This is a genomic window from Actinoplanes sp. NBRC 101535 (assembly GCF_030269225.1).
GTDB lineage: Bacteria > Actinomycetota > Actinomycetes > Mycobacteriales > Micromonosporaceae > Actinoplanes > Actinoplanes rectilineatus.
Window position 1 is genome coordinate 374,295 of the sequence record NZ_BSSY01000003.1, and the last position, 18,539, is coordinate 392,833.

18 protein-coding genes are annotated in these 18,539 nt (G+C 72.8%); 13 read left to right on the plus strand and 5 right to left on the minus strand.

The window, feature by feature from the left end; all coding sequences use genetic code 11:
• Positions 1-8: 8 nt before the first annotated feature.
• Positions 9-1,808, minus strand: coding sequence for a DEDD exonuclease domain-containing protein (locus QSK32_RS10730; RefSeq protein WP_045744592.1), 1,800 nt, complete (start codon positions 1,806-1,808; stop codon positions 9-11).
• 106 nt (positions 1,809-1,914) lie between these two features.
• Here QSK32_RS10730 and QSK32_RS10735 point away from each other — a divergent pair, with 106 nt between their 5' ends.
• The 4 genes from QSK32_RS10735 (at position 1,915) to QSK32_RS10750 (ending at position 5,979) form a co-directional block, all read left to right on the plus strand.
• Complete coding sequence (locus tag QSK32_RS10735) at positions 1,915-3,285, plus strand: NYN domain-containing protein (protein ID WP_083449261.1); 1,371 nt, start codon at positions 1,915-1,917, stop codon at positions 3,283-3,285.
• A gap of 83 nt (positions 3,286-3,368) precedes the next feature.
• The gene (locus QSK32_RS10740) at positions 3,369-3,569 is read left to right on the plus strand and encodes a hypothetical protein (protein WP_045744622.1); all 201 of its coding nucleotides are present in this window, start codon (positions 3,369-3,371) and stop codon (positions 3,567-3,569) included.
• 32 nt (positions 3,570-3,601) lie between these two features.
• Positions 3,602-4,858 carry a M48 family metalloprotease gene (locus tag QSK32_RS10745; protein WP_285471791.1) on the plus strand — a complete coding sequence of 419 codons (1,257 nt, stop codon included), beginning with the start codon at positions 3,602-3,604 and terminating at the stop codon, positions 4,856-4,858.
• Positions 4,858-5,979 (plus strand): glycosyltransferase family 4 protein, encoded by a 1,122-nt coding sequence (locus tag QSK32_RS10750; RefSeq protein ID WP_285471792.1) that lies wholly within the window; start codon positions 4,858-4,860, stop codon positions 5,977-5,979. The genes QSK32_RS10745 and QSK32_RS10750 overlap by 1 nt, the downstream gene beginning before the upstream one ends.
• Positions 5,980-6,051: 72 nt before the next feature.
• On the opposite strand, the gene QSK32_RS10755 is transcribed toward QSK32_RS10750, so the two are convergent.
• Positions 6,052-6,579 (minus strand): DUF4240 domain-containing protein, encoded by a 528-nt coding sequence (locus QSK32_RS10755; RefSeq protein ID WP_285471793.1) that lies wholly within the window; start codon positions 6,577-6,579, stop codon positions 6,052-6,054.
• A 104-nt stretch (positions 6,580-6,683) separates the two neighbouring features.
• Here QSK32_RS10755 and QSK32_RS10760 point away from each other — a divergent pair, with 104 nt between their 5' ends.
• Both QSK32_RS10760 and QSK32_RS10765 read left to right on the plus strand, forming a co-directional pair.
• Entirely contained in the window at positions 6,684-8,633 is a 1,950-nt protein-coding gene (locus tag QSK32_RS10760) for an ABC transporter ATP-binding protein (protein ID WP_285471794.1), read from the plus strand.
• 71 nt (positions 8,634-8,704) lie between these two features.
• On the plus strand, positions 8,705-9,130 hold the full coding sequence (locus QSK32_RS10765; RefSeq protein ID WP_285471795.1) for a TlpA family protein disulfide reductase: 426 nt from the start codon (positions 8,705-8,707) through the stop codon (positions 9,128-9,130).
• Here the strand turns inward: QSK32_RS10765 and QSK32_RS10770 are convergent.
• Positions 9,050-10,306 carry an MFS transporter gene (locus QSK32_RS10770; protein ID WP_285471796.1) on the minus strand — a complete coding sequence of 419 codons (1,257 nt, stop codon included), beginning with the start codon at positions 10,304-10,306 and terminating at the stop codon, positions 9,050-9,052. The two genes, QSK32_RS10765 and QSK32_RS10770, sit on opposite strands and share 81 nt — an antisense overlap.
• Before the next feature lie 67 nt (positions 10,307-10,373).
• Between QSK32_RS10770 and QSK32_RS10775 the strand changes: the two genes are divergently transcribed.
• The gene (locus QSK32_RS10775) at positions 10,374-10,877 is read left to right on the plus strand and encodes a MarR family winged helix-turn-helix transcriptional regulator (protein ID WP_045744597.1); all 504 of its coding nucleotides are present in this window, start codon (positions 10,374-10,376) and stop codon (positions 10,875-10,877) included.
• Positions 10,878-10,967: 90 nt separating this feature from the next.
• On the opposite strand, the gene QSK32_RS10780 is transcribed toward QSK32_RS10775, so the two are convergent.
• Both QSK32_RS10780 and QSK32_RS10785 read right to left on the minus strand, forming a co-directional pair.
• Positions 10,968-11,636 (minus strand): response regulator transcription factor, encoded by a 669-nt coding sequence (locus tag QSK32_RS10780; protein WP_045744598.1) that lies wholly within the window; start codon positions 11,634-11,636, stop codon positions 10,968-10,970.
• Between the two features lie 7 nt (positions 11,637-11,643).
• Entirely contained in the window at positions 11,644-13,347 is a 1,704-nt protein-coding gene (locus tag QSK32_RS10785) for a GAF domain-containing sensor histidine kinase (protein WP_045744599.1), read from the minus strand.
• A 92-nt stretch (positions 13,348-13,439) separates the two neighbouring features.
• Between QSK32_RS10785 and QSK32_RS10790 the strand changes: the two genes are divergently transcribed.
• The 6 genes from QSK32_RS10790 to QSK32_RS10815 are packed head-to-tail and all read left to right on the plus strand — an operon-like array spanning position 13,440 to position 18,380.
• Positions 13,440-13,886, plus strand: a complete 447-nt coding sequence (locus QSK32_RS10790) for an SRPBCC family protein (protein ID WP_045744600.1) — start codon at positions 13,440-13,442, stop codon at positions 13,884-13,886.
• Between the two features lie 10 nt (positions 13,887-13,896).
• On the plus strand, positions 13,897-14,589 hold the full coding sequence (locus tag QSK32_RS10795; RefSeq protein ID WP_285471797.1) for a hypothetical protein: 693 nt from the start codon (positions 13,897-13,899) through the stop codon (positions 14,587-14,589).
• A 25-nt stretch (positions 14,590-14,614) separates the two neighbouring features.
• Positions 14,615-15,562: an ROK family glucokinase gene (locus QSK32_RS10800; protein ID WP_045744602.1), complete on the plus strand. Its 948-nt coding sequence runs from the start codon at positions 14,615-14,617 to the stop codon at positions 15,560-15,562.
• A gap of 10 nt (positions 15,563-15,572) precedes the next feature.
• Positions 15,573-16,250: an endonuclease/exonuclease/phosphatase family protein gene (locus tag QSK32_RS10805; protein ID WP_045744603.1), complete on the plus strand. Its 678-nt coding sequence runs from the start codon at positions 15,573-15,575 to the stop codon at positions 16,248-16,250.
• A 25-nt stretch (positions 16,251-16,275) separates the two neighbouring features.
• On the plus strand, positions 16,276-17,613 hold the full coding sequence (locus QSK32_RS10810) for a flavin-containing monooxygenase (protein WP_285471798.1): 1,338 nt from the start codon (positions 16,276-16,278) through the stop codon (positions 17,611-17,613).
• Positions 17,610-18,380: an alpha/beta hydrolase gene (locus tag QSK32_RS10815; protein WP_045744605.1), complete on the plus strand. Its 771-nt coding sequence runs from the start codon at positions 17,610-17,612 to the stop codon at positions 18,378-18,380. Before QSK32_RS10810 ends, QSK32_RS10815 begins: the two co-directional genes overlap by 4 nt.
• Positions 18,381-18,539 lie beyond the last annotated feature (159 nt).

The following is an 18,539-nucleotide window of genomic DNA, read 5'->3' on the forward strand; positions in this document are numbered from 1 at the left end:
CGCGTGCCTTACAGCCTAAGCGAGCGAGCGTCATCCGAACGGTCAGTTACCGATAGGCGAACGGTCGAGTCTTGTGTCGAAGAGGCCGCTTCCGCCCTGGTGAGGAGGGCACTGAAACGCGCCGCGCCACGGGCCGGTGACACCCAGTCGCCGGAGGTTTCCACCAGGCGGGTGTCCGGCCGCTCCAGCCACGCCAGGATGCGCTCGGTCTCCTCCGCCGTGGCGGCCGGCACCGGCCCGGGTCCTGGCAGGACCGTCTCGGCCGTCAGCCGGGCCGCGTCGAGGGTCGGGCGGGGGTGCGCGCGGGGTGGGGAGGTGGCCGCGGCGGCCAGCCGTCCGTGCCGGACCACCACGATCTCCCAGCCGCCCTTGCCGTCGCGGCGGGCCGCCACCAGCTCGGGCAGCCGGGTCAGCGCGTCCAGCCGCTGCATCCGGATCAGGGCGCGCAGCAGCGCGATCAGGCGGGAGCGGACCACCGCCGCCTCCTCGTAACGCTGCCGCTCGGAGAGCGTCTCGATCCGGGCCAGGATCGCGTCGATCACCGGTCCCGGATCGCCCGAGGTCGCCGCGCGAAACGGTTCGGCGGCGCGCAATTCGTACTCCGCCGGGGAGATCTCGTGCTCGCAGGGAGCCGGGCAGCGGCCCAGCTCGGCCAGCGCGCAGGCCGGCGTCTTCGAGCGCAGCGAGAGCCGGTGGTTGCACTGCCGCAGCGGGACGGCGTCGTAGACCCCGGCGGCGGCCAGCTCGGCGGTGCGCCGCGAGGAGAACGGCCCGAGGTGGGTCGAACCGTCCTCGGCGAACCGGCGCACCACCGACAACCTCGGGAACGCCTCGGCGGTCAGTTTGAGCCAGACCACCCGCTCCGGATATTTCGACCGCCGGTTGTACGGCGGAGCGTGCGCCGCGATCAGTCGCAGCTCGCGGACCTCGGCCTCGAGTGGGTGGGCGCACTCCACCGCCTCCACCCGGACCGCGGCGGTGAGCATCTCGGAGATCCGGGCCCGTTTCTCGCTGCCGGTGAAGTAGCTGCGGACCCGGGTCGCCACGTCCTTGGAGGTGCCGACGTAGAGCGGGCGGTCGTCGGCGGCCCGGAAGATGTAGACCCCCGGCACGTGCGGCAGGCCGTCGGCCAGGTGCCGCCGGCGGCGCTGCGCCGGGGTGACCGCCTTGGTGAACTCGATCGCGTCGCCGAGCGTGTGCACCTTGAAGCTGCCCAGCCGCTCGATCAGCCCGTGCAGCACGTCGACCGTGGCCTTGGCATCGTCGAGGGCCCGGTGGTTCGGCGTCACCTCGGCCCGGAAGAACTGGGCCAGCGTGCCCAGTTTGCGGTTGGGCACCTCGTCGCGGGTCAGCGCCCGCCGGGCCAGCGCCGCGGTGTCGAGCACCCGCATCTGCGGCCACGGATGCCCGTGCTTGGCGCAGGCGGCCTTGAGGAAGCCGACGTCGTAGGGCGCGTTGTGGGCGACCAGCACCGCCCCGCGCAGGAACTCCAGCAGGCTGGGCAGCACCCGCTCGATCGGCGGGGCCGGGATCAGCATCGCCTCGGTGATGCCGGTCAGGACGGTGATGAACGGCGGGATCCGCTCACCCGGGTTGACCAGGGTGCCGAACTCGCCGAGACGCTGCCCGGCGCGCACCTTGACCGCGCCGATCTCGGTGATCCCGCCGCCGTCCGGAGCGCCGCCGGTGGTCTCCAGGTCGAGCACCACGAAGGTGGTGTCCGCCAGGGACAGCGCCGCCGGATCGACCGACCCGTCGGCGGTCAGCAGCGTGTCCAGAGTGCCCTGCACGTAGGCCGGATGTGTCACGGGCGGCAACCCTAGACCCGGGGTATGACAGAAACTCCAGGCCGGAGGAGAAAAGATCACTTGCTCCGACGGGCTAATCACCCGGGGCCGGTGTGAGAATGGGTGGATGTCCGCGCCGCTGAACCCCGCCGACCGCCCCGCTGAGGAGGCGGAGCTGTCGGATGCGGACTACGCGCCCGAGCCGGTTCTGCCGGAAGCCGTCCGACAACGGATCATGCATCTCTCCGCCGCTGCCCTCCCGGGCCTGCCCGCCGACGAGATCCCGGTCGCGCTGCGCCGGGTGGCCCGCTTCGCACCGAATCGCCGGGCCCGGCTCGGTGGCCGGGACATCGCCGCCCAGCTGGTCTCCGACCCCCTGTTCCGGCAGCGCATCGGTGCCCGGATCATGGCCGACGCCGGTGACCTGGGCGCCGCCGTGGCCGGCGGTGTCGCCCCGGCGGCCGCGGATCCGGTCGAGGTGGCCGCGCTGGCCTACCTGGCCCGGCCGGACAGCTGGCGCGAGCTGATCGATGCGGCCGGTGACGCGGTCCGCGCCGAGTCGGACAGCGCCGCGGTGGCCGGTCAGATCCGCAACGCCGAGCATCGTGCCGCCCGCGCCGAGCACGACCGGGCGGTGGCCCGGGTCGAGGCCGACAAGCTGCGTGACGAGCTGGCCCGGGTGCGCGAGGAGCTCAACCAGGTGCGCGAGGAGGCCCGCTCGTCGACCAAGGCGTTGCGTGAGGCGGCCATCGCGCAGAAGCGCGCGGCCGACCTGCTCGCCACCGAGAAGGGCCGGGCCGCGCGCGCGGTTCAAGATCATGAGACTGAGGTACGCCGCCTGCGCGCCAAACTGGCCGACGCCGAGGCGACGGCCGCCACCGGCAAGCAGGCCGTCAAGGATGCCCGGGCGGTCGACGACGCCCGGCTCTGGCTGCTGCTCGAGACGATCGGCCAGGCGGCCAGCGGTCTGCGCCGGGAGCTCGCCCTCGGCCCGGCCGACAAGCTGCCCGCCGACTTCGTGGCCGATGCCGCCGCGGAGCGTCCGGGCGCACCCGAGCGGTCCCGGGCCCGTGCCCAGGACACCGACGACCCGGGGCGCCTCGACCAGCTGCTCGCCCTGCCCCGGGCGCATCTGGTCGTCGACGGCTACAACGTGACCAAGCGCGGCTTCGCCGACATGTCCCTGGAGCAGCAGCGCAAACGTCTGATCACCGGCCTGGGCGGGATCGCCGCGCAGACCGGCGACGAGGTGACCGTGGTCTTCGACGGGGCCGAGCGGGTGCACGGGCTGCCGCCGGCACCGCGCGGGGTGCGGGTGCTCTTCTCCCGCAAGGGCATGACCGCCGACGAGTTGATCCGTCAGCTGGTCCGCGCCGAGCCGCCGGGCAGGCCGGTGGTGGTGGTCTCCTCCGACCGCGAGGTGGCCGACGGGGTGCGCCGCCACGGGGCGTACCCGATGGGGGCGGATTCGCTGGTCCGCCGCCTCTCCCGCTCCTGAGGTCGAACGCTCGTTCGGAAAATGTCATACCCATCGCTTAGCGTGATGGTCACCGAAAGTGGCCTGACTGCTGCGGAGGGGTGATGATCATCGACTGCGGCCGGTGCGCCGAGCGCACCGGCGAATGCACCGGATGCCTGATCAGCGTGCTCCGGGACACGCCGGACGGGATCGCCGACCTGACCCGGGAGGAACTCCGGGCCATCGAGGTGTTCGAACTCGCCGGGTTCGAGGTGGAGATCCTGGAGACACCCGCATCGGAGGCCGACCGCCACGTGGCGTGATCACGCGACGGCGTTCTCTAGGATGATCGCTCATGACACCCCGGCTCTGGGCGGTGTGCGCCCTGGTGGTGCTCCTCGGCGCCCTGATCGCGTACGCCGCGGCCACCGTGCCCTGGCACCGCGCGCCCCATCCCCGCGCCGACCAGCTCGCCGCACTCGACCGGCTGCCGTCCGAGCAGGTCGCGCGCGGACGCGCCTTCCACGGTGAGCTGCGTCCCGGCCGGTACGCCGGGATGCTGACCGGCCTGATCCTCACCCTGGCCCTCGGGCTCACCCCGCTCGGCGCCCGTCTCGTCGAACTGGCCGGCCGCCCGTTCGGCGACCACTGGCTGGCCCGGGCGGTGCTCGGCGGCCTGCTGGTCGTCCTCGTGCTCGAACTCGCGAGCCTGCCGTTCGCGGCGTGGCGGCACACCGTCGTGGTCCGCTACGGACTCTCCGTCCAGAGCTGGGGCGGCTGGGCCCTCGACCTGCTCAAGTCGTACGCGGTCGGCGCGGTCATCGGCGGGATCGTGCTGGCCGGCTTCTTCACCGTCACCCACTTCGCGCCCCGCTGGTGGTGGGCGTTCGGGGCGGCCGGCGCCGCCGTCCTGGTGGTGCTGCTCTCGTTCGTCCTCCCGGTGCTCGTCGAGCCGGTGTTCAACAGGTTCACCCCGATGGCCGAGGGACCGTTGCGGACCGAACTGCTCGCCCTCGCCGACCGCGACGGCGTACCGGTCCGGGACGTGCTGGTCGCCGACGCGTCCCGGCGGACCCGGGCGGTCAACGCGTACGTGTCCGGCCTCGGCCCCACCCGGCGGATCGTCGTCTACGACACCATGCTCACCGAGGCCACACCGGACGAGGTGGTGTCGGTCGCCGCCCACGAACTCGGCCACGCCAAGGACGACGACGTGCTCACCGGCACGATCATCGGCGCGCTCGGCGCCGCCGCCGCGGTCGTCGCGCTCTACCTGCTCGGTGGGTGGAGCGGCCTGCTGCGGCTGGCCGGCACCGACACCATCGGCGAGCCCCGGGCGATCGGCCTGCTCCTGGTGGTGAGTTCGGTCGCGGGGCTGGTCGCCGGGCCGGCGCAGGCGTTCGTCTCCCGCCGGATCGAGGCCCGCGCCGACATCCACGCCCTGGACCTGACCGGCGCCCCGGAGACCTTCGAAGCCATGCAGCACCGCCTCGGCACCGTCAACCTCGCCGACCCCGACCCACCGTCCTGGGAGCACACCATGTTCGCCTCACACCCGTCCACCGTGCAGCGGATGGCCGCGGCCCGCGCGTACGCCCGGGGCGAGCGCTGATGTCCCGCACCCTGCTCGTCACCAACGACTTCCCGCCGCGTCCCGGCGGCATCCAGCAGTTCGTGCACAACCTGGCGGTCCGCCGGCCGGCCGGTTCGCTCGTCGTCTACTCCTCGACGTGGCGCGGCGCCGAGGCGTTCGACGCCGAGCAGCCGTTCGAGGTGGTCCGGGAGAAGACGGGAATGCTGCTACCGGTTCCGGCGGTGGCGAGACGGGCCGCCGAACTGGCCCGGGCGCACGACTGCGACACCGTCCTGTTCGGCGCGGCCGCCCCGCTCGGGCTGCTCGCCCACGGCCTGCGGCGCGACGCCGGGATCCGCCGGGCGGTCGGCATCACCCACGGGCACGAGATCGGCTGGGCGGCGCTGCCCGGCGCCCGGTCCGCGCTGCGGCGCATCGCTCGCGGCAACGACGTGATCACGTACTTGGGGGAGTTCCAGCGGACCCGCCTGGACCGGGCCCTGCACGGGCTGACCGAGCTGCGGCGGCTGGCCCCGGGCGTGGACGTGGACACCTTCCACCCCGGTGTGGACGGGTCGGCGGTCCGCAAACGGCACGGCCTCACCGACCGCCCGGTGGTGGTCTGCGTGTCCCGGCTGGTGCCGCGCAAAGGCCAGGACATGCTGATCCGGGCGCTGCCGGCGATCCGCCGCCGCGTGCCGGACGCGGCGTTGCTGCTGGTCAGCGGCGGACCGTATCGCAAGACGCTGGAACGGCTGGCCCGGGAGAACGGCGTCGAGTCCGACGTGGTGTTCACCGGCTCGGTGCCCTGGCCGGAGTTGCCCGAGCATTACGCGGCCGGCGACGTCTATGCGATGCCGTGCCGGACCCGGGCCGCCGGCCTGGACGTGGAGGGCCTGGGCATCGTCTACCTGGAGGCGTCCGCGACCGGCCTGCCGGTGGTCGGCGGCGACTCGGGCGGCGCCCCGGACGCGGTCCGCGAGGGTGAGACAGGCCATGTGGTCGGCGGCCGGGACGTGCCGGCCATCGCCGACCGGGTGGCCGGCCTGCTCGCCGACCCGGACCGGGCCCGCGCGATGGGCGAGGCCGGCCGTGCCTGGGTCGAGCGGGAGTGGCGCTGGGAGAAGCAGTCCGAACGCCTGGACGCGCTGCTGGCCTGAGCCTTGAACGAGCCGGGGCTTCGAGTGAGCGGGTCTTTGAGCGAGCCGGGTTCTTGAACAGGGGGACAGGGGCTAAGCGAGGTCCGGCCAGTGGGCGGTGTTGGTGCAGGACTCGCGGGAGATGCCGGACCCGGTGTCGGTGTAGTCGTCGAACGCCTTCCGGTGCAGACGGTCGAAGAAGTAGCACATCTCCTCGCAGTCGGCGTCCAGGATCGCCATCTCCGCGTCGGCCCGGACCGCCTCGAAGAACTCCCGGCCGGCCGCCACGATGAACCCCCGCGCATAGAGGAAACCGTCGTCCGACCCGTCGGTGACCTCGTGGACGTCGGCGCGGTCGATCTCGTGGAGTGCCCGCTCCAGCACCCGGTCGAGATCGGTCAGCTCCGTGCTGGTCATCCCCTCGCAGAGGCTCTCCAACCGCTCCAGGAACGGCGCCAGGAACGGGTCGAGAGCGTAGAGCTCGTCCTCGCCGAGGGTCCGCGGTCTCTCGGCCAGTCGATGCCGGAGGGCGTTGGGCTCGGGCCCGAGGGCGGACCAGGCGGACTCCAGGAGATCCCAGAAGCGGGTCTCCTGCTCGGCGGTGGGCACCACGGCTGTCATGGTCGCGGACGCTACCGCCCGGGTACGACATGAAACTGAATATCCGCGGACTTCACTTCCCGAACGGCAGGTCGAAGGCGTAGGAACAGGTCGGGAGGTGGCCGATGGCCCAGACCACATCCGAGAAGGCCGACGGGACCGGCGCGGCGACGAAGGCCGACGGGACCGACGCGGCGACCCTGCTGGAGGTCGAGGAGGACGCCGAGCTGGCCGTGCCGTACTGGTTGACCGGCACCGAGGAGGCCGCCAACACCACGTTCCTGCGGATGCTGCGCCGTCTTCCCCGGCTGCTCCGCGAGGCGTGGCTGCTCGCCTGGCGGGCCGGCCGGCGCACCACGGCCGCGGTGCTGGTGCTCCAGGTCGCCTCGGGTGCGGCCGCGGCGCTCGGGCTGATCAGCGTGGTCGGCGTGCTGGACGGGCTGCTGAGCGCTGGTCCGACACCGGAACGCGTGCGGGCGGCCGTACCCTCGCTGGCGCTTCTGATCTTTGCTCTTGCGCTGCGCGGACTGCTGGCGTCGGCGGCCACCGCGGCGCACGGCCGGCTGTCACCGATGGTCTACGAGGCCGCCGAGATGCGGCTGCTCGATCTCACCACCGGCGTCGATCTGGCCACCTTCGACGATCCGGCCTGGCGCGACGCGATGGAACGGGCCCGGGACCGGGGGACCACCGCGGCTCAGCAGATGGTCGATCAGGGCATCGAGGTGCTCACCCACCTCGTCGGTCTGGTCGCGGCTGCCGGGGTGCTGACCGTGCTGCACCCGGCGCTGCTGCCGATGCTGGTGCTGGCGGTGGTGCCGACGGCGTGGGCGGCGGTGCGCGGGGCCCGGATGAACTATCACAGCCGGTTGCGGCTGATCGCGGTCTGGCGGCGCCACCGGATGCTCGCCTATCTGCTGGCCGCGCGCGAGCCGGCCGCCGAGCTGCGGGCCTTCACGGTACGCCGGTTCCTGCTCGCCGAGGTGGCCCGGCTGCTGCGGGTCTCCACGATCGAGGAGATCCGGGTGATCGGCCGGGTGGTCCGGACCAACCTGGCCGGTCAGGCGCTCGGCGGGCTGGCGACCGGCGCGGCGTACGCGATGCTGCTCTGGCTGCTCTGGACCGGCCGGATGGAACTGGCCGCCGGGGGAGCGGCCGCCTACGCGATCAACATCGGTATCGGGAAGCTCTCCGAGCTGGCGTTCACCGTCAACCGGGTCTACGAGCAGGGCCTGTACTTCGCGGACTTCCAGGGTTTCTGCGAGCTGTCGACGGACCGTGCCGAGGCGGAGACCGGTCTCGGCGTGCCCCGGACGTTCGCCGAGATCCGGCTGGACGGGGTGACCTTCAGCTATCCGGATGCGGACCGGCCCGCGGTGAAGGACGTCAGTCTCACTCTGGCGCACGGTCAGATCATCGCGCTGGTCGGTGAGAACGGTTCCGGCAAGTCGACGCTGGCCGCCGTGCTGGCCGGGCTGTACCGGCCGCAGCAGGGCACGGTCGCCTGGGACGGTGTCGACGTGGCCGGGTACGGCCCGGAAGCCATGCGGGAGCGGGTCGCGGTGGTGATGCAGGAGCCGACCCGCTGGCCGCTGTCCGCCCGCCTGAACATCGCCATCGGCCGGCACGACCGCCCGGCGTCGCTGGACGAGGTGCAGGAGTCGGCGCGGGCCGGTGACGCCCACGAGTTCGTGGCGGAGCTGCCCCGGCAGTACGAGACCCTGCTGTCCCGGCACTTCACCGACGGCGCGGACCTCTCCGGCGGGCAGTGGCAGCGGCTGGCGGTGAGCCGTGCCTTCCACCGGGACGCGCCGCTGCTGATCTGTGACGAGCCGACCGCGAACCTGGACGCCCGCGCCGAGCACGACGTCTACCTCCGGCTGCGCGAGCTGGCGCAGGGGCGGACGGTCGTGCTGATCACACACCGGATGGCGAGTGTGCGCGAGGCGGACCGGATCTATGTCCTGGACCACGGCACGGTGGTCGAGGAGGGCGATCACGAGGAGCTGATGGCCGCCGCCGGTGCCTATGCGCAGTTGTTCACTCTGCAGGCCAGCGCCTATCAGTCGGCCTGATCGACGTGTCATGGTCATCCGGTGGGATCCGGTGGGATCCGGTGGGATCCGGTGGGATCCGGTGGGATCCGGTGGGATCCGGCGCGGTCGGCATCGTGCTCGTCGTGGGTGCGGCGGTGGGCGTCCGGCACCGCCGGCGCGACAGCCGCCTGGCGGCCGGCGACGGTCCGCGTCACGATCAGGACGTGACACTCGATCCGGCACTGTTGACACGACTCGGAGTGGGCCCCGCCCCGGCCACCCTGCTGCAGTTCTCCACCGCCTTCTGCGCGCCCTGCCGGGCCGTCCGCAGGGTCAGCACCGAGGTCGCCGCGCTGGTGCCCGGCGTCCAGCACGTCGAGGTGGACGCCGAGAGTCACCTCGACGAGGTCCGTGAGCTGGGCATCTGGCGGACGCCGACGCTGCTGGTCCTGGATTCAGGCGGCCGGGTGGTCCGACGGGCGACCGGGGTGCCCACCAAGCCGCACCTGATCGCCGTGCTCGGGGAGGTCCTCTGACGTGCGGGTCATCCGCCGGGAGCCCGGGATCAGCAGCTGGGACGCCGCCGCCAGGCCCAGGACCGCGGCGCAGCCGGTCAGCACCCGGTCGTTGCCGAACGTTGCGGTCAGCGGGCCGGCCAGCGCGTTGCCGACCGGCATGGCCAGGAACGACGTCACGTAGTCCCAGGAGGCGACCCGGCCCAGCATCTGCCGGGGGACGTGCCGCTGGATGCTGGTCTCCCACTGCACGTCGAAGAAGAGCAGGCCGGCGTAGCCGATCACGGCGCCGAGCAGCACCGTGACCAGGACGCCCGGCCACACGTAGGCGATCGCCCACACCGGCATCAGCAGCAGCGCCAGCCAGCCGGCCCGCAGCGGGCGCCGGGGCCGTAGCCGCAGGCCCAGGGCGGCGCCGATCATGCCGCCCAGCCCCTCGGCCGCCGAGATCCAGCCGATCGCGGTCGCCCCGCCGAGGCGTTCCACCGCGACCACCTGCACGATGACCAGGATCATGCCGTTGGCGATGTGGTAGACCGTGGCGCCGGCCATGCCGCCGATCAGCCAGTCCCGGCTGCGGATCTCGCGCCAGCCGGCAGACATCTCGGCGAACACCGCCGTGCGGGGGCCGCGCGGTGCGCGTACCCGAAGAAGGGCGGCGACCACCGCGGCGAGCAGGAAGCTGACCGCATTGGCGGCGAAGCCGGCCGGAGCGCCGAAAGCGGCGACGGTGAGGCCGCCGGCTGCCGGGCCGGCCACCCGGCAGGCGGTCTCGATCAGGCTGAGGGTGGCGTTGGCGCTCTGCAGGCGTTCGCCCGGGACCAGCAGGGGTTTGAGTGCGGCCAGGGCCGGGTTGAAGAAGCTGCCGGCGGCGGACGAGACGACGGTGAGCGCGCAGAGCAGCGCGAGGTGGTAGCCGTCGCCGAGGGCGAACATCGCGGCGATGCCGGCGGTGGCGGCGAAGCGGGCCAGGTCGGAGACGAGCATGACGTGGCGGGGCTGCAGGCGGTCGGCCCAGACGCCGCCGAACAGGGTGCCGGCCAGCAGGGTGAGCACCGAGCAGGCCATCACCAGGCCGAGGTCGCGGGCGCCGCCGCCGGTGGTGACCACCGCGACGGCCAGGGCGACGGTCTGGAAGCCGTTGCCGAGCCAGGAGAGGCCCTGCCCGGTGGCGAGGAGCCGGAAGTCGCGCGTCATGACCCGGAAACTAATTCAGCATCGAACTATTCGCAATCGAATAGTCAGGACGTGGCAGAATCGATCCATGGGAGACGGTGTTGATCAGCATGTGGCCCGCTGGTCGGCGTTCTGGCAGGACCAGCCGGCGTTCGCGCCCGAGGTCGAGGGCGCGCTGGTCCGGATGAAACACATCCTGCGCTGGATCGCGCGTGCCGACGCGACGGCGTTCGCCGCGGGGGATCCGGACTTCACGTTGCAGGACTACAAGACCCTGCACGTGCTGATGGTGCAGCCCTGGCCGACCGAGGCGACCCCGGCGCAACTGGCCGAGGCGGCGAATGTGACGCGGGCGGCGATGACCAGCCGCCTGGACCGGCTGGTGGCTGCCGGCCTGGTCACCCGGCAGGGCGACGAGGTCGACCGCCGGCGGGTGCTGGTGCGGCCCACGCCGGAGGGGCGTGAGATGTGGAACCGGTACATCTTCGAGGGGATCGCGCGGGATCAGGAGGCTCTGAAAGCGCTCTCCGAGGACGAGCTGACGCAGCTCAACACCCTGCTGCGCAAGGTGCTGACCTCCCTGGGGGAGTGAAGAGGGTCTCCGCGGGGGGGGCACCGCGCAGGGCACGGAGACGCCGCTGTTATCGCTTAAAAAGAGAATCGCCGAAAATGTCCGGAAATCCTAGAACTTCGGGGCGTCCGGGGCTTCCAGCAGGCCCAAGCGGAGGGCGGTCATCAGGGCCTGGGCACGGTTTGCCGCACCCAGCTTCTCGTAGAGCTTGGAGATGTGCGTCTTGGCCGTGGACTCCGACACGAACAACTGCTTGGCGATCCCGGCGACGCTCATGCCGTCGGCCAGCAGTCGCAGAACCTGACCCTCGCGCGGCGAGAGCTGCGGGCCGGACGGGGCGAGCCGGCGCTTCATCGCCTCGGCCAGATCTGCCGCGGTGAACGCGCTGGGTGCCGAGGCGGCGTGCCGGGCGGCCGCGACCACCTCGTCCGCCGGGGCGGTCTTGGGCACGAACGCGCTGGCCCCGGCCTCGAGAGCGCCGAACAGCTGGTCATCGCCCGCGTACATGGTCAGCACCACGATGCCCATGTTCGCGTTGTTCTTGCGCAGCGCGCGGGTGGCCTCCAGGCCACTGCCGTCGGGCAGGCGCAGATCCATGATCACGACATCGGGCTGCAGGGCACCGGCCTGACGCACGGCCTCGGCCGCGGTGGCCGCCTCACCCACGACCTCGAACTGCCGGTCGCGTTCGAATGCGTGTCGCAGCCCTTTACGAATCAGGTCGTGGTCGTCGACAAGGAGGACCTTGGTGCGCCCGGTCGGCGCAGGACTGGTCGACATGCTCGGGTTACTCCCCTTCTGGAGCGGAAACACTATCCCGCACGCTATCGCGCCGAGGCGGAGTTCCGAGTACTACGGCGACGGTTGTACCGCTCGGGTGTCTCGGCGTGATCTTGAGACGACCTCGGATGCGTTCGGCGCGCTCGGCCATGATGGTAAGGCCGTACCGCCCGTCCGGACGGTTGTCCGCGAAGCCCTTGCCATCATCGGACACTTCGATCTCCGCGTACGGCGGATCCACGGTGCACGTGACCCACAGATTCGACGCCCCCGCGTGCTTGCGGGCGTTGGTGATCGCCTCCTGGGCGATCCGGAGCAGTTCGGCCTCGGTCGCCGCGGGCAGCCGGGCCGTCGACTCGTCGAAGGTGAAGTGCACCCGCAGGCCGGCGCTGGTGCCCAGGGTCCGGGCGTACTCCGCGATGGCCGCCGCCAGACCGCCGTTGCGGTCGACCTCGGACCGCAGCTCGAACAGGCTCAGCCGCAGCTCGGTGATCACCCGGGTCACCTCGGCCCGCAGCGTGCGCAACTCCTCGGCGGTCTCCTCGGCGCCCTCCGGCAGGGTGGCCTGAGCGTTGTCGATGCCGTAGCCGACCATCACCAGCTCCTGCGCGACCCCGTCGTGGATCTCCCGGGCCAGCCGCTGACGCTCCTCGTTGGTGGCCAGCGAGCGCACGTCGTCGAAGAGCAGGGCGGCCTCCAGCCGCAGCGCGGCCGGGTCGGTCACCTCGGTCACGCTCTGCACGACCCCCGACGGGTACGCCCCGGCGGCGTCCGTCTCGAGGATCACCAGTCCTATCGTGCGCACGCCGGCGACCAGCGGCACCACCAGCGACGAGGTGTCCCCGGCGCTGTGGGTGCGCGCCTGCGACCGGCTCGCGGTCTGCGGCTGCTGGGTGGCCCACGCGTCGGCGATCGCCGAGTCCGCGTCGAGCGTCACCTCCCAGTCGACCCGCTCCGCGCCGCGCTGGGCGAGCACCACGAGACGGCCGCCGCCACTGGCCGACAGCACCGCGGCCCGGTGCCCCGCGTTGACCGTGTGCAGCTCCTCCAGCAGGTGCTCGGAGATGCCGCCCGGGTCGAGGGTGGCGCCGGGCAGCGAGCGGGCGACACTGCGCAACTGGGTGAGCAGGCGGGTGGCCTCCGCGTACGGCTGCGGGGTGGGCTCCGGCGGCAGCAGCAGCTGGCGCAGCGTCTCGGCGGCGAAGGTCACGATCGCGCCGAGCACCAGCCACTGGCCGCAGGCCGCGAGGTAACCCAGTTCGATCAGCGGCGCGTCGCCGGCGATGATCCCGCCGCCGGCCAGCGCGCCGCCGGCCACCATCGCCACCGCGGCCAGCCCGAGCAGCGCGACGCCCTCGGTCTGCCGCCGCCACAGCGCCGCGGCCAGCAGCGGAACCGTCAGGTACGGCAGGATCGCCTCGGCGCCGAACCCGGCGTTGACCCGGTTCAGCCCGTCCGCGGAGGCGGCGATCCAGCCGGCGGCCAGACCGGTGCCGACCACCTCGGCGAACCGGCCGGCCGGAGCCAGGACCGGGTGTTCCCGGGCGACGAAGGCGGGCACGGCGGCGATCGCCAGCAGGGCGATCCACCCGAGCTGGGCGGGATCACCGGTGGCGGTGAGGGTCAGCACGGTGACCAGGACGAGCATGACGACGCGGGCCGCCGCCTCGACCGGGCGTACGCGTGCGGATCCACTGGCTATGGCGGGCACGTGACGGATCGTAGCGGCACCGGCCCGTCCCGGCTCGTCCGGCGACGCCCCGGTGACGTGCTCCGTCGCGTCCAGCGGGTAGCCTCCGGTGCATGGCGGACACCTCGACGCAGTCGATCCAGGTCCATGCGCCCCTGTCCCGGGTGGCCGCGGTGATCTGCGATTTCCCGCGTTACCCGGAGTGGGCCGAGGCGATCAAACTCGCCGAGGTCGCGGAGGAGTACGACGACGGCTACGCCGCCCAGGTCCGGTTCCGGATCGACGCCGCGGTGCTCGTCGACGAGTACACGTTGGAGTACGCGTACGCCGACGATCTGTCCCGGATCGAGTGGCACCTGGTCGAGCCGTCGAAGACGCAGAAGTCCCAGACCGGCTCCTACGATCTGGTGGAGACCGGCGGCGTGACCACGGTGACGTACACGCTGGCGGTGGATCTGGCGATGGGGATGCTCGGCATGTTCCGCCGCAAAGCCGAAAAGATGATCATGGACACGGCGCTCAAGGAGCTGAAGCGCCGCGTCGAGAGCATGCCCGCCTGAGGGGGAACACATGGCCGGTTCGGCACGCGAGGAGGCGGAACGGCTGGTCGCCGCCCTCCTGGCACGAGCTTCTTCTCCTACGGCGCAGGCGGACGTCCTGGGACTCCTCGGCATGGTCGCCGACAGCGTGCCGTCCGGTCCCTGGTCTACGGGCGGCGCCGAGTGTTGCGTGTGCCCGGTCTGCCGGGCCATCGCCGCGGTCCGCGACCCGGACCCCGAGGTCGCCGAACGGATCGCCACCAGCGCGGGTGACATCGCACAGGGTGTGGCCGGTCTGATGCGGGCGTTCTCCTCCCTCGCGACCGCCACCGCGGCCACTCCGGCCCCGTCCCCCGAACCCGCCTCCGCTTTCGGCGGGCAGGCCGCGCCGGACGATCCGTGGGCGGCCGCGACCGCCGAGAGCGCCCGGGAGGCGGCCGAGGCGGCCCGCGCCCGTGCCGCGGCGGCCGAGCAGGCGGTGGCGCGCGCGGTCGAACAGGCCCGCCGGGCGGCCGAGGCGGCGGCTACCGCGGCGGCGGCCACCGGGACGGCGGCCACCGGGGCGACCGGCCCGTCCGGCGAGGGCGGGGGACCCGTTCCGCCGCGCGCCCGGCCGGGTTCCGATGTGTGGGCCGCCGCGACCGCGGAGGCCCCCGCGCAGGCCGCGGCGACGCCCCGTAGCGTTGATCAGGACCCGGAGAAGTCGGAGCCGGGCGGGGTGTGAACTTTCTGCAGAGGGGACGGGCAGCGTGACGCTGACCATCGGAATCGACGTCGGCGGCACCAAGGTCGCCGGTGGGGTGGTCGACGAGAAGGGCACCGTGCTCGCGTCGAACCGGCGGCCCACGCCGGCCTCCGACCCGGCCGGCACCCGGGACACCATCGTCGAGGTGGCCGCGGAGCTGGCGGCGCAGTACCCGGCCGCTACCGCGATCGGCATCGGTGCCGCCGCATGGATCGACGCCGCCGGTTCGACGGTGCTGTTCGCGCCGAACCTGGCCTGGCGTGACGAGCCCCTGCGCGACTACGTGACCAAGGCGGTCGGCCTGCCCACCGTCCTGGAGAACGACGCCAACGTGGCCGGCTGGGCGGAGTTCCGCTTCGGTGTCGCCCAGCACGCCGACTCGATGGTGATGATCACGGTGGGCACCGGCATCGGCGGCGCAGTGGTGATCAACGGCGGGCTGTGGCGCGGCGCCAACGGCATCGCCGCCGAACTGGGCCACATCCAGTCGGTCCCGGACGGGCACCCCTGCGGCTGCGGCCGGCTCGGCTGCCTCGAGCAGTACGCCAGCGGCAACGCCCTGGTCCGCTTCGGGCGGGCCGGCGCCGCCAAGAAGCCGAAGCGCGCCGCGAAGCTGCTCGAACTGGCCGGCGGGGACCCGCAGGCGATCACCGGGCGGCAGATCACCGACGCGGCGCGGGCCGGCGACAAGGTCGCGAAGGATGCGTTCGACCAGGTCGGCTACTGGCTCGGCGTGGCCCTGGCGGACCTGGCGCAGAGCCTCGACCCGGCGATTCTGGTGATCGGCGGCGGCGTGATCGACGCGGGACCGCTGCTGATGGAACCGGCCGAGCGGGCGTACCGCGAACAGCTGGCCAACCGCAACCGGTTCCCGGTCGCCGAGGTCAAGGCGGCGCAGATGGGCAACGCGGCCGGCGTGGTCGGCGCCGCCGACCTGGCCCGCCGGGTCTGAGGCGGTACGCGTGTCCGGGGTCCCGCTACGGGTCGTGAGTTACAACGTGCACGGCCTGCGGGACGACCGGGCCGCGCTGATCGGCCTGGTCCGCGGCCTGGCCCCGGACGTCCTCGTGGTGCAGGAGGCGCCCCGGCGGTTCCGGTGGCGGCAGAAGTGCGCGACCCTCGCCGCCGACCTGGGCATGGTGGTGGCCGCCGGTGGCCTGCCGTCGCTGGGCAACCTGCTGCTGGTCAGCCTGCGGGTGGCGATCCGCCGCGAGTGGTGCCTGCGCTACCCGCTCACCCCGGGCCGGCACATGCGCGGGGCGGTCTTCGCCGAGGGCGCGGTCCGGGGTGCGCGCTTCACCGTCTCCGGCTCGCACCTGGCCACCGATCCGGCCGAACGGCCCGCCCAGGCCGCGTTCTGGAAGGACGAGCTGGACCGGATCGAGGGCCCGGTGATCGTGGCCGCCGACCTCAACGAGGGTCCGGGCGGCAGCGGCTGGCGGATGGTCGAGGACGGGCTGACCGGCTCGGCCGAGGACCTGCCCACGTACCCGGCGTCACTGCCGCAGCGGCGCATCGACGGGCTCTTCGTCGGCGGGGGCGTGGCCATCGAACGTTACGAGATCATCTCGACGGATCGGGCACGCCTCGCCAGTGATCATTTACCGGTCGTAGCGGACCTTATCCTCCCTTCCTCCTGAGGCCCCGGTCTGCAAGGATCGCCGGGTGCAAGACTCCCCGGACCCGGGCGACCGTCGCGACGCCGTCTGTGTCGTCGGCGCGGGCGCCAGCGGCCTCACCGCCGTCAAGAACCTCCTCGAGATGGGCTTCCTGGTCGACTGCTACGAGCGGGAGACCTCCGTCGGCGGCGCCTGGAACTGGCGCCACGACCGCAGCCCCGTCTTCGCGAGCACCCACCTGATCACCTCACGGCCGCTCACCGAGTTCCCCGACTTCCCGATGCCGGACACCTGGCCGGACTACCCGCACCACAGCCAGGTCCTCGACTATCTGGAGCGCTACGCGAAACACTTCCGGCTCGGCGAGCAGATCTGGTACGGCATGGAGGTCGTCTCCGCCGTCCCCGCCGACGACGGCTTCTGGGACGTGACCATCCAGTCCACCGGCGGCGGGTCGTCGCGGGTCCAGCGGTACGCCGCGATCGTGGTCGCCAACGGGCACAACTGGTCGCCGCTCAAACCGGAGATCCCGGGGGAGTTCCGGGGGCAGGTGATGCATGCCGGGGCGTACAAGGACCCGGCCAAGTTGCGTGGCCGCAAGGTGCTGGTGGTCGGCGGCGGCAACACCGGCTGCGACATCGCGGTCGAGGCGGCGCAGCAGGCGTCCCAGGTGTGGCACTCCACCCGCCGCGGCTACTGGTACGCCCCGAAATACCTCCTCGGCCGCCCCGCCGATCAGGTCTACTCGTGGAGCAGGCGACTGCCGGCCCGGCTGCGCGAGTGGCTGCACCGGCGCCTGCTCCGGCTGCACACCGGTGACCTGACCCGGTTCGGCGTTCCCGCACCCGACCACCGGCCGTCCGAGGCGCACCCGGTCGTCACCAGTCAACTGCCCTACTACCTGGGCCACGGGAAGATCACCGCGGTGCCGGACGTGACCCGCTTCGACGGCGCGGCCGTGGAACTGGCCGACGGCAGCCGGATCGAACCCGACCTGGTGATCACCGCGACCGGGTACACCCCGCGGTTCGACTTCCTCGAGCCCGCCCTGCTGGACAGCGACGAGGACGGTCGCCCCGACCTGCACCTGCACGCGTTCGCCCGGCGGCATCCGACGCTCGCCGTGATCGGCCTGCTGCAGCCGGACGCCGGACTGTTCCCGCTGGCCCACTGGCAGAGCGTGGCGGTGGCCCGCTGGCTGCGGCTGCGCCTGACCGACCCGGCGCGGGCCACCGCGATCCAGCAGAAGGAGTCGACCCGGCCGCTGGCCTCCTGGTCCCGTCGCAGGGTGGTGCCCACCCGGCGGCACTGGTTCGAGGTCGACCACGTGGACTACCTGCGCTCCCTCGAGAGCCTGTTGAGGCAGATGGAGCCGGCGAAGTGAGTGACCTGCTGCGTTTCACCGACTGGACCCGGCCGGTCCCGCCCGCCGACCGCGAGGTCGTCACCCTGCTCCCGGACGACGACGAGGGCCACCCGCCGGTGCTGTTCGTGCCCGGGATGGGCCACGGCGCCTGGGCGTTCGCCGAGCAGTGGCTCGGGCACACCGCCGGGCGTGGCTACCCGGCGCACGCGCTCACCCCGCGTTCCGGCGGCGACCTGCGCTCCCAGGTGCACGACGTGATCCAGGTGGCCGCCTCGCTGCCCCGGCAGACCGTGCTCGTCGGGCACGGCGTCGGCGCCCTGGTGGTGGCCCGGGCGCTGGGGCGTTACCCGGCCCGCGCGGCGGTGCTGGTGTCGCCGGTGCTGGACGGCTGGGCGGCGCTCGGCGCGGCGCTGCGGGTCAACCCGGCCGGCGCGGTGCCGGCCCTGTTCGGCGGGCGGCTGCGGCTCAACGCCCGGCAGCTGTTCAGCCCGGAGATGCCGGCCGACCGCGCCCAGGAGTACCTGGCCCGGATCGACGCCCGGCCCCGGCGCCGCGACCTGATCGCGCGGACGCCCCCGCCCCGTCCGGTCGGCCGCCCGCCGACCCTGGTGGTGGGCAGCCCGGACGACCGGGTGGTCCGTCGCAAGGCGCTGGACCGGGCGGCGGCGGAGTACGGCGGGGCGCCGCTGCTCTTTCCCGGCATGGGGCATTACCTCATGCTCGAGGACGGGTGGACCGAGCCGATCGACGCGATCCTCGACTGGCTCGGCAAGCAGCTCTCCTGAACCCGCGAGGACCTTGAGGTGTGGTGATTTGGGGCGCGCTCCGCGCCTCAACTCCACACGGACCTTGCGGTGTGTTGATTTGGGGCGCGCTCCGCGCCTCAACTCCACACGGACCTTGCGGTGTGGTGATTTCGGGCGCGCTCCGCGCCCGAAATCACC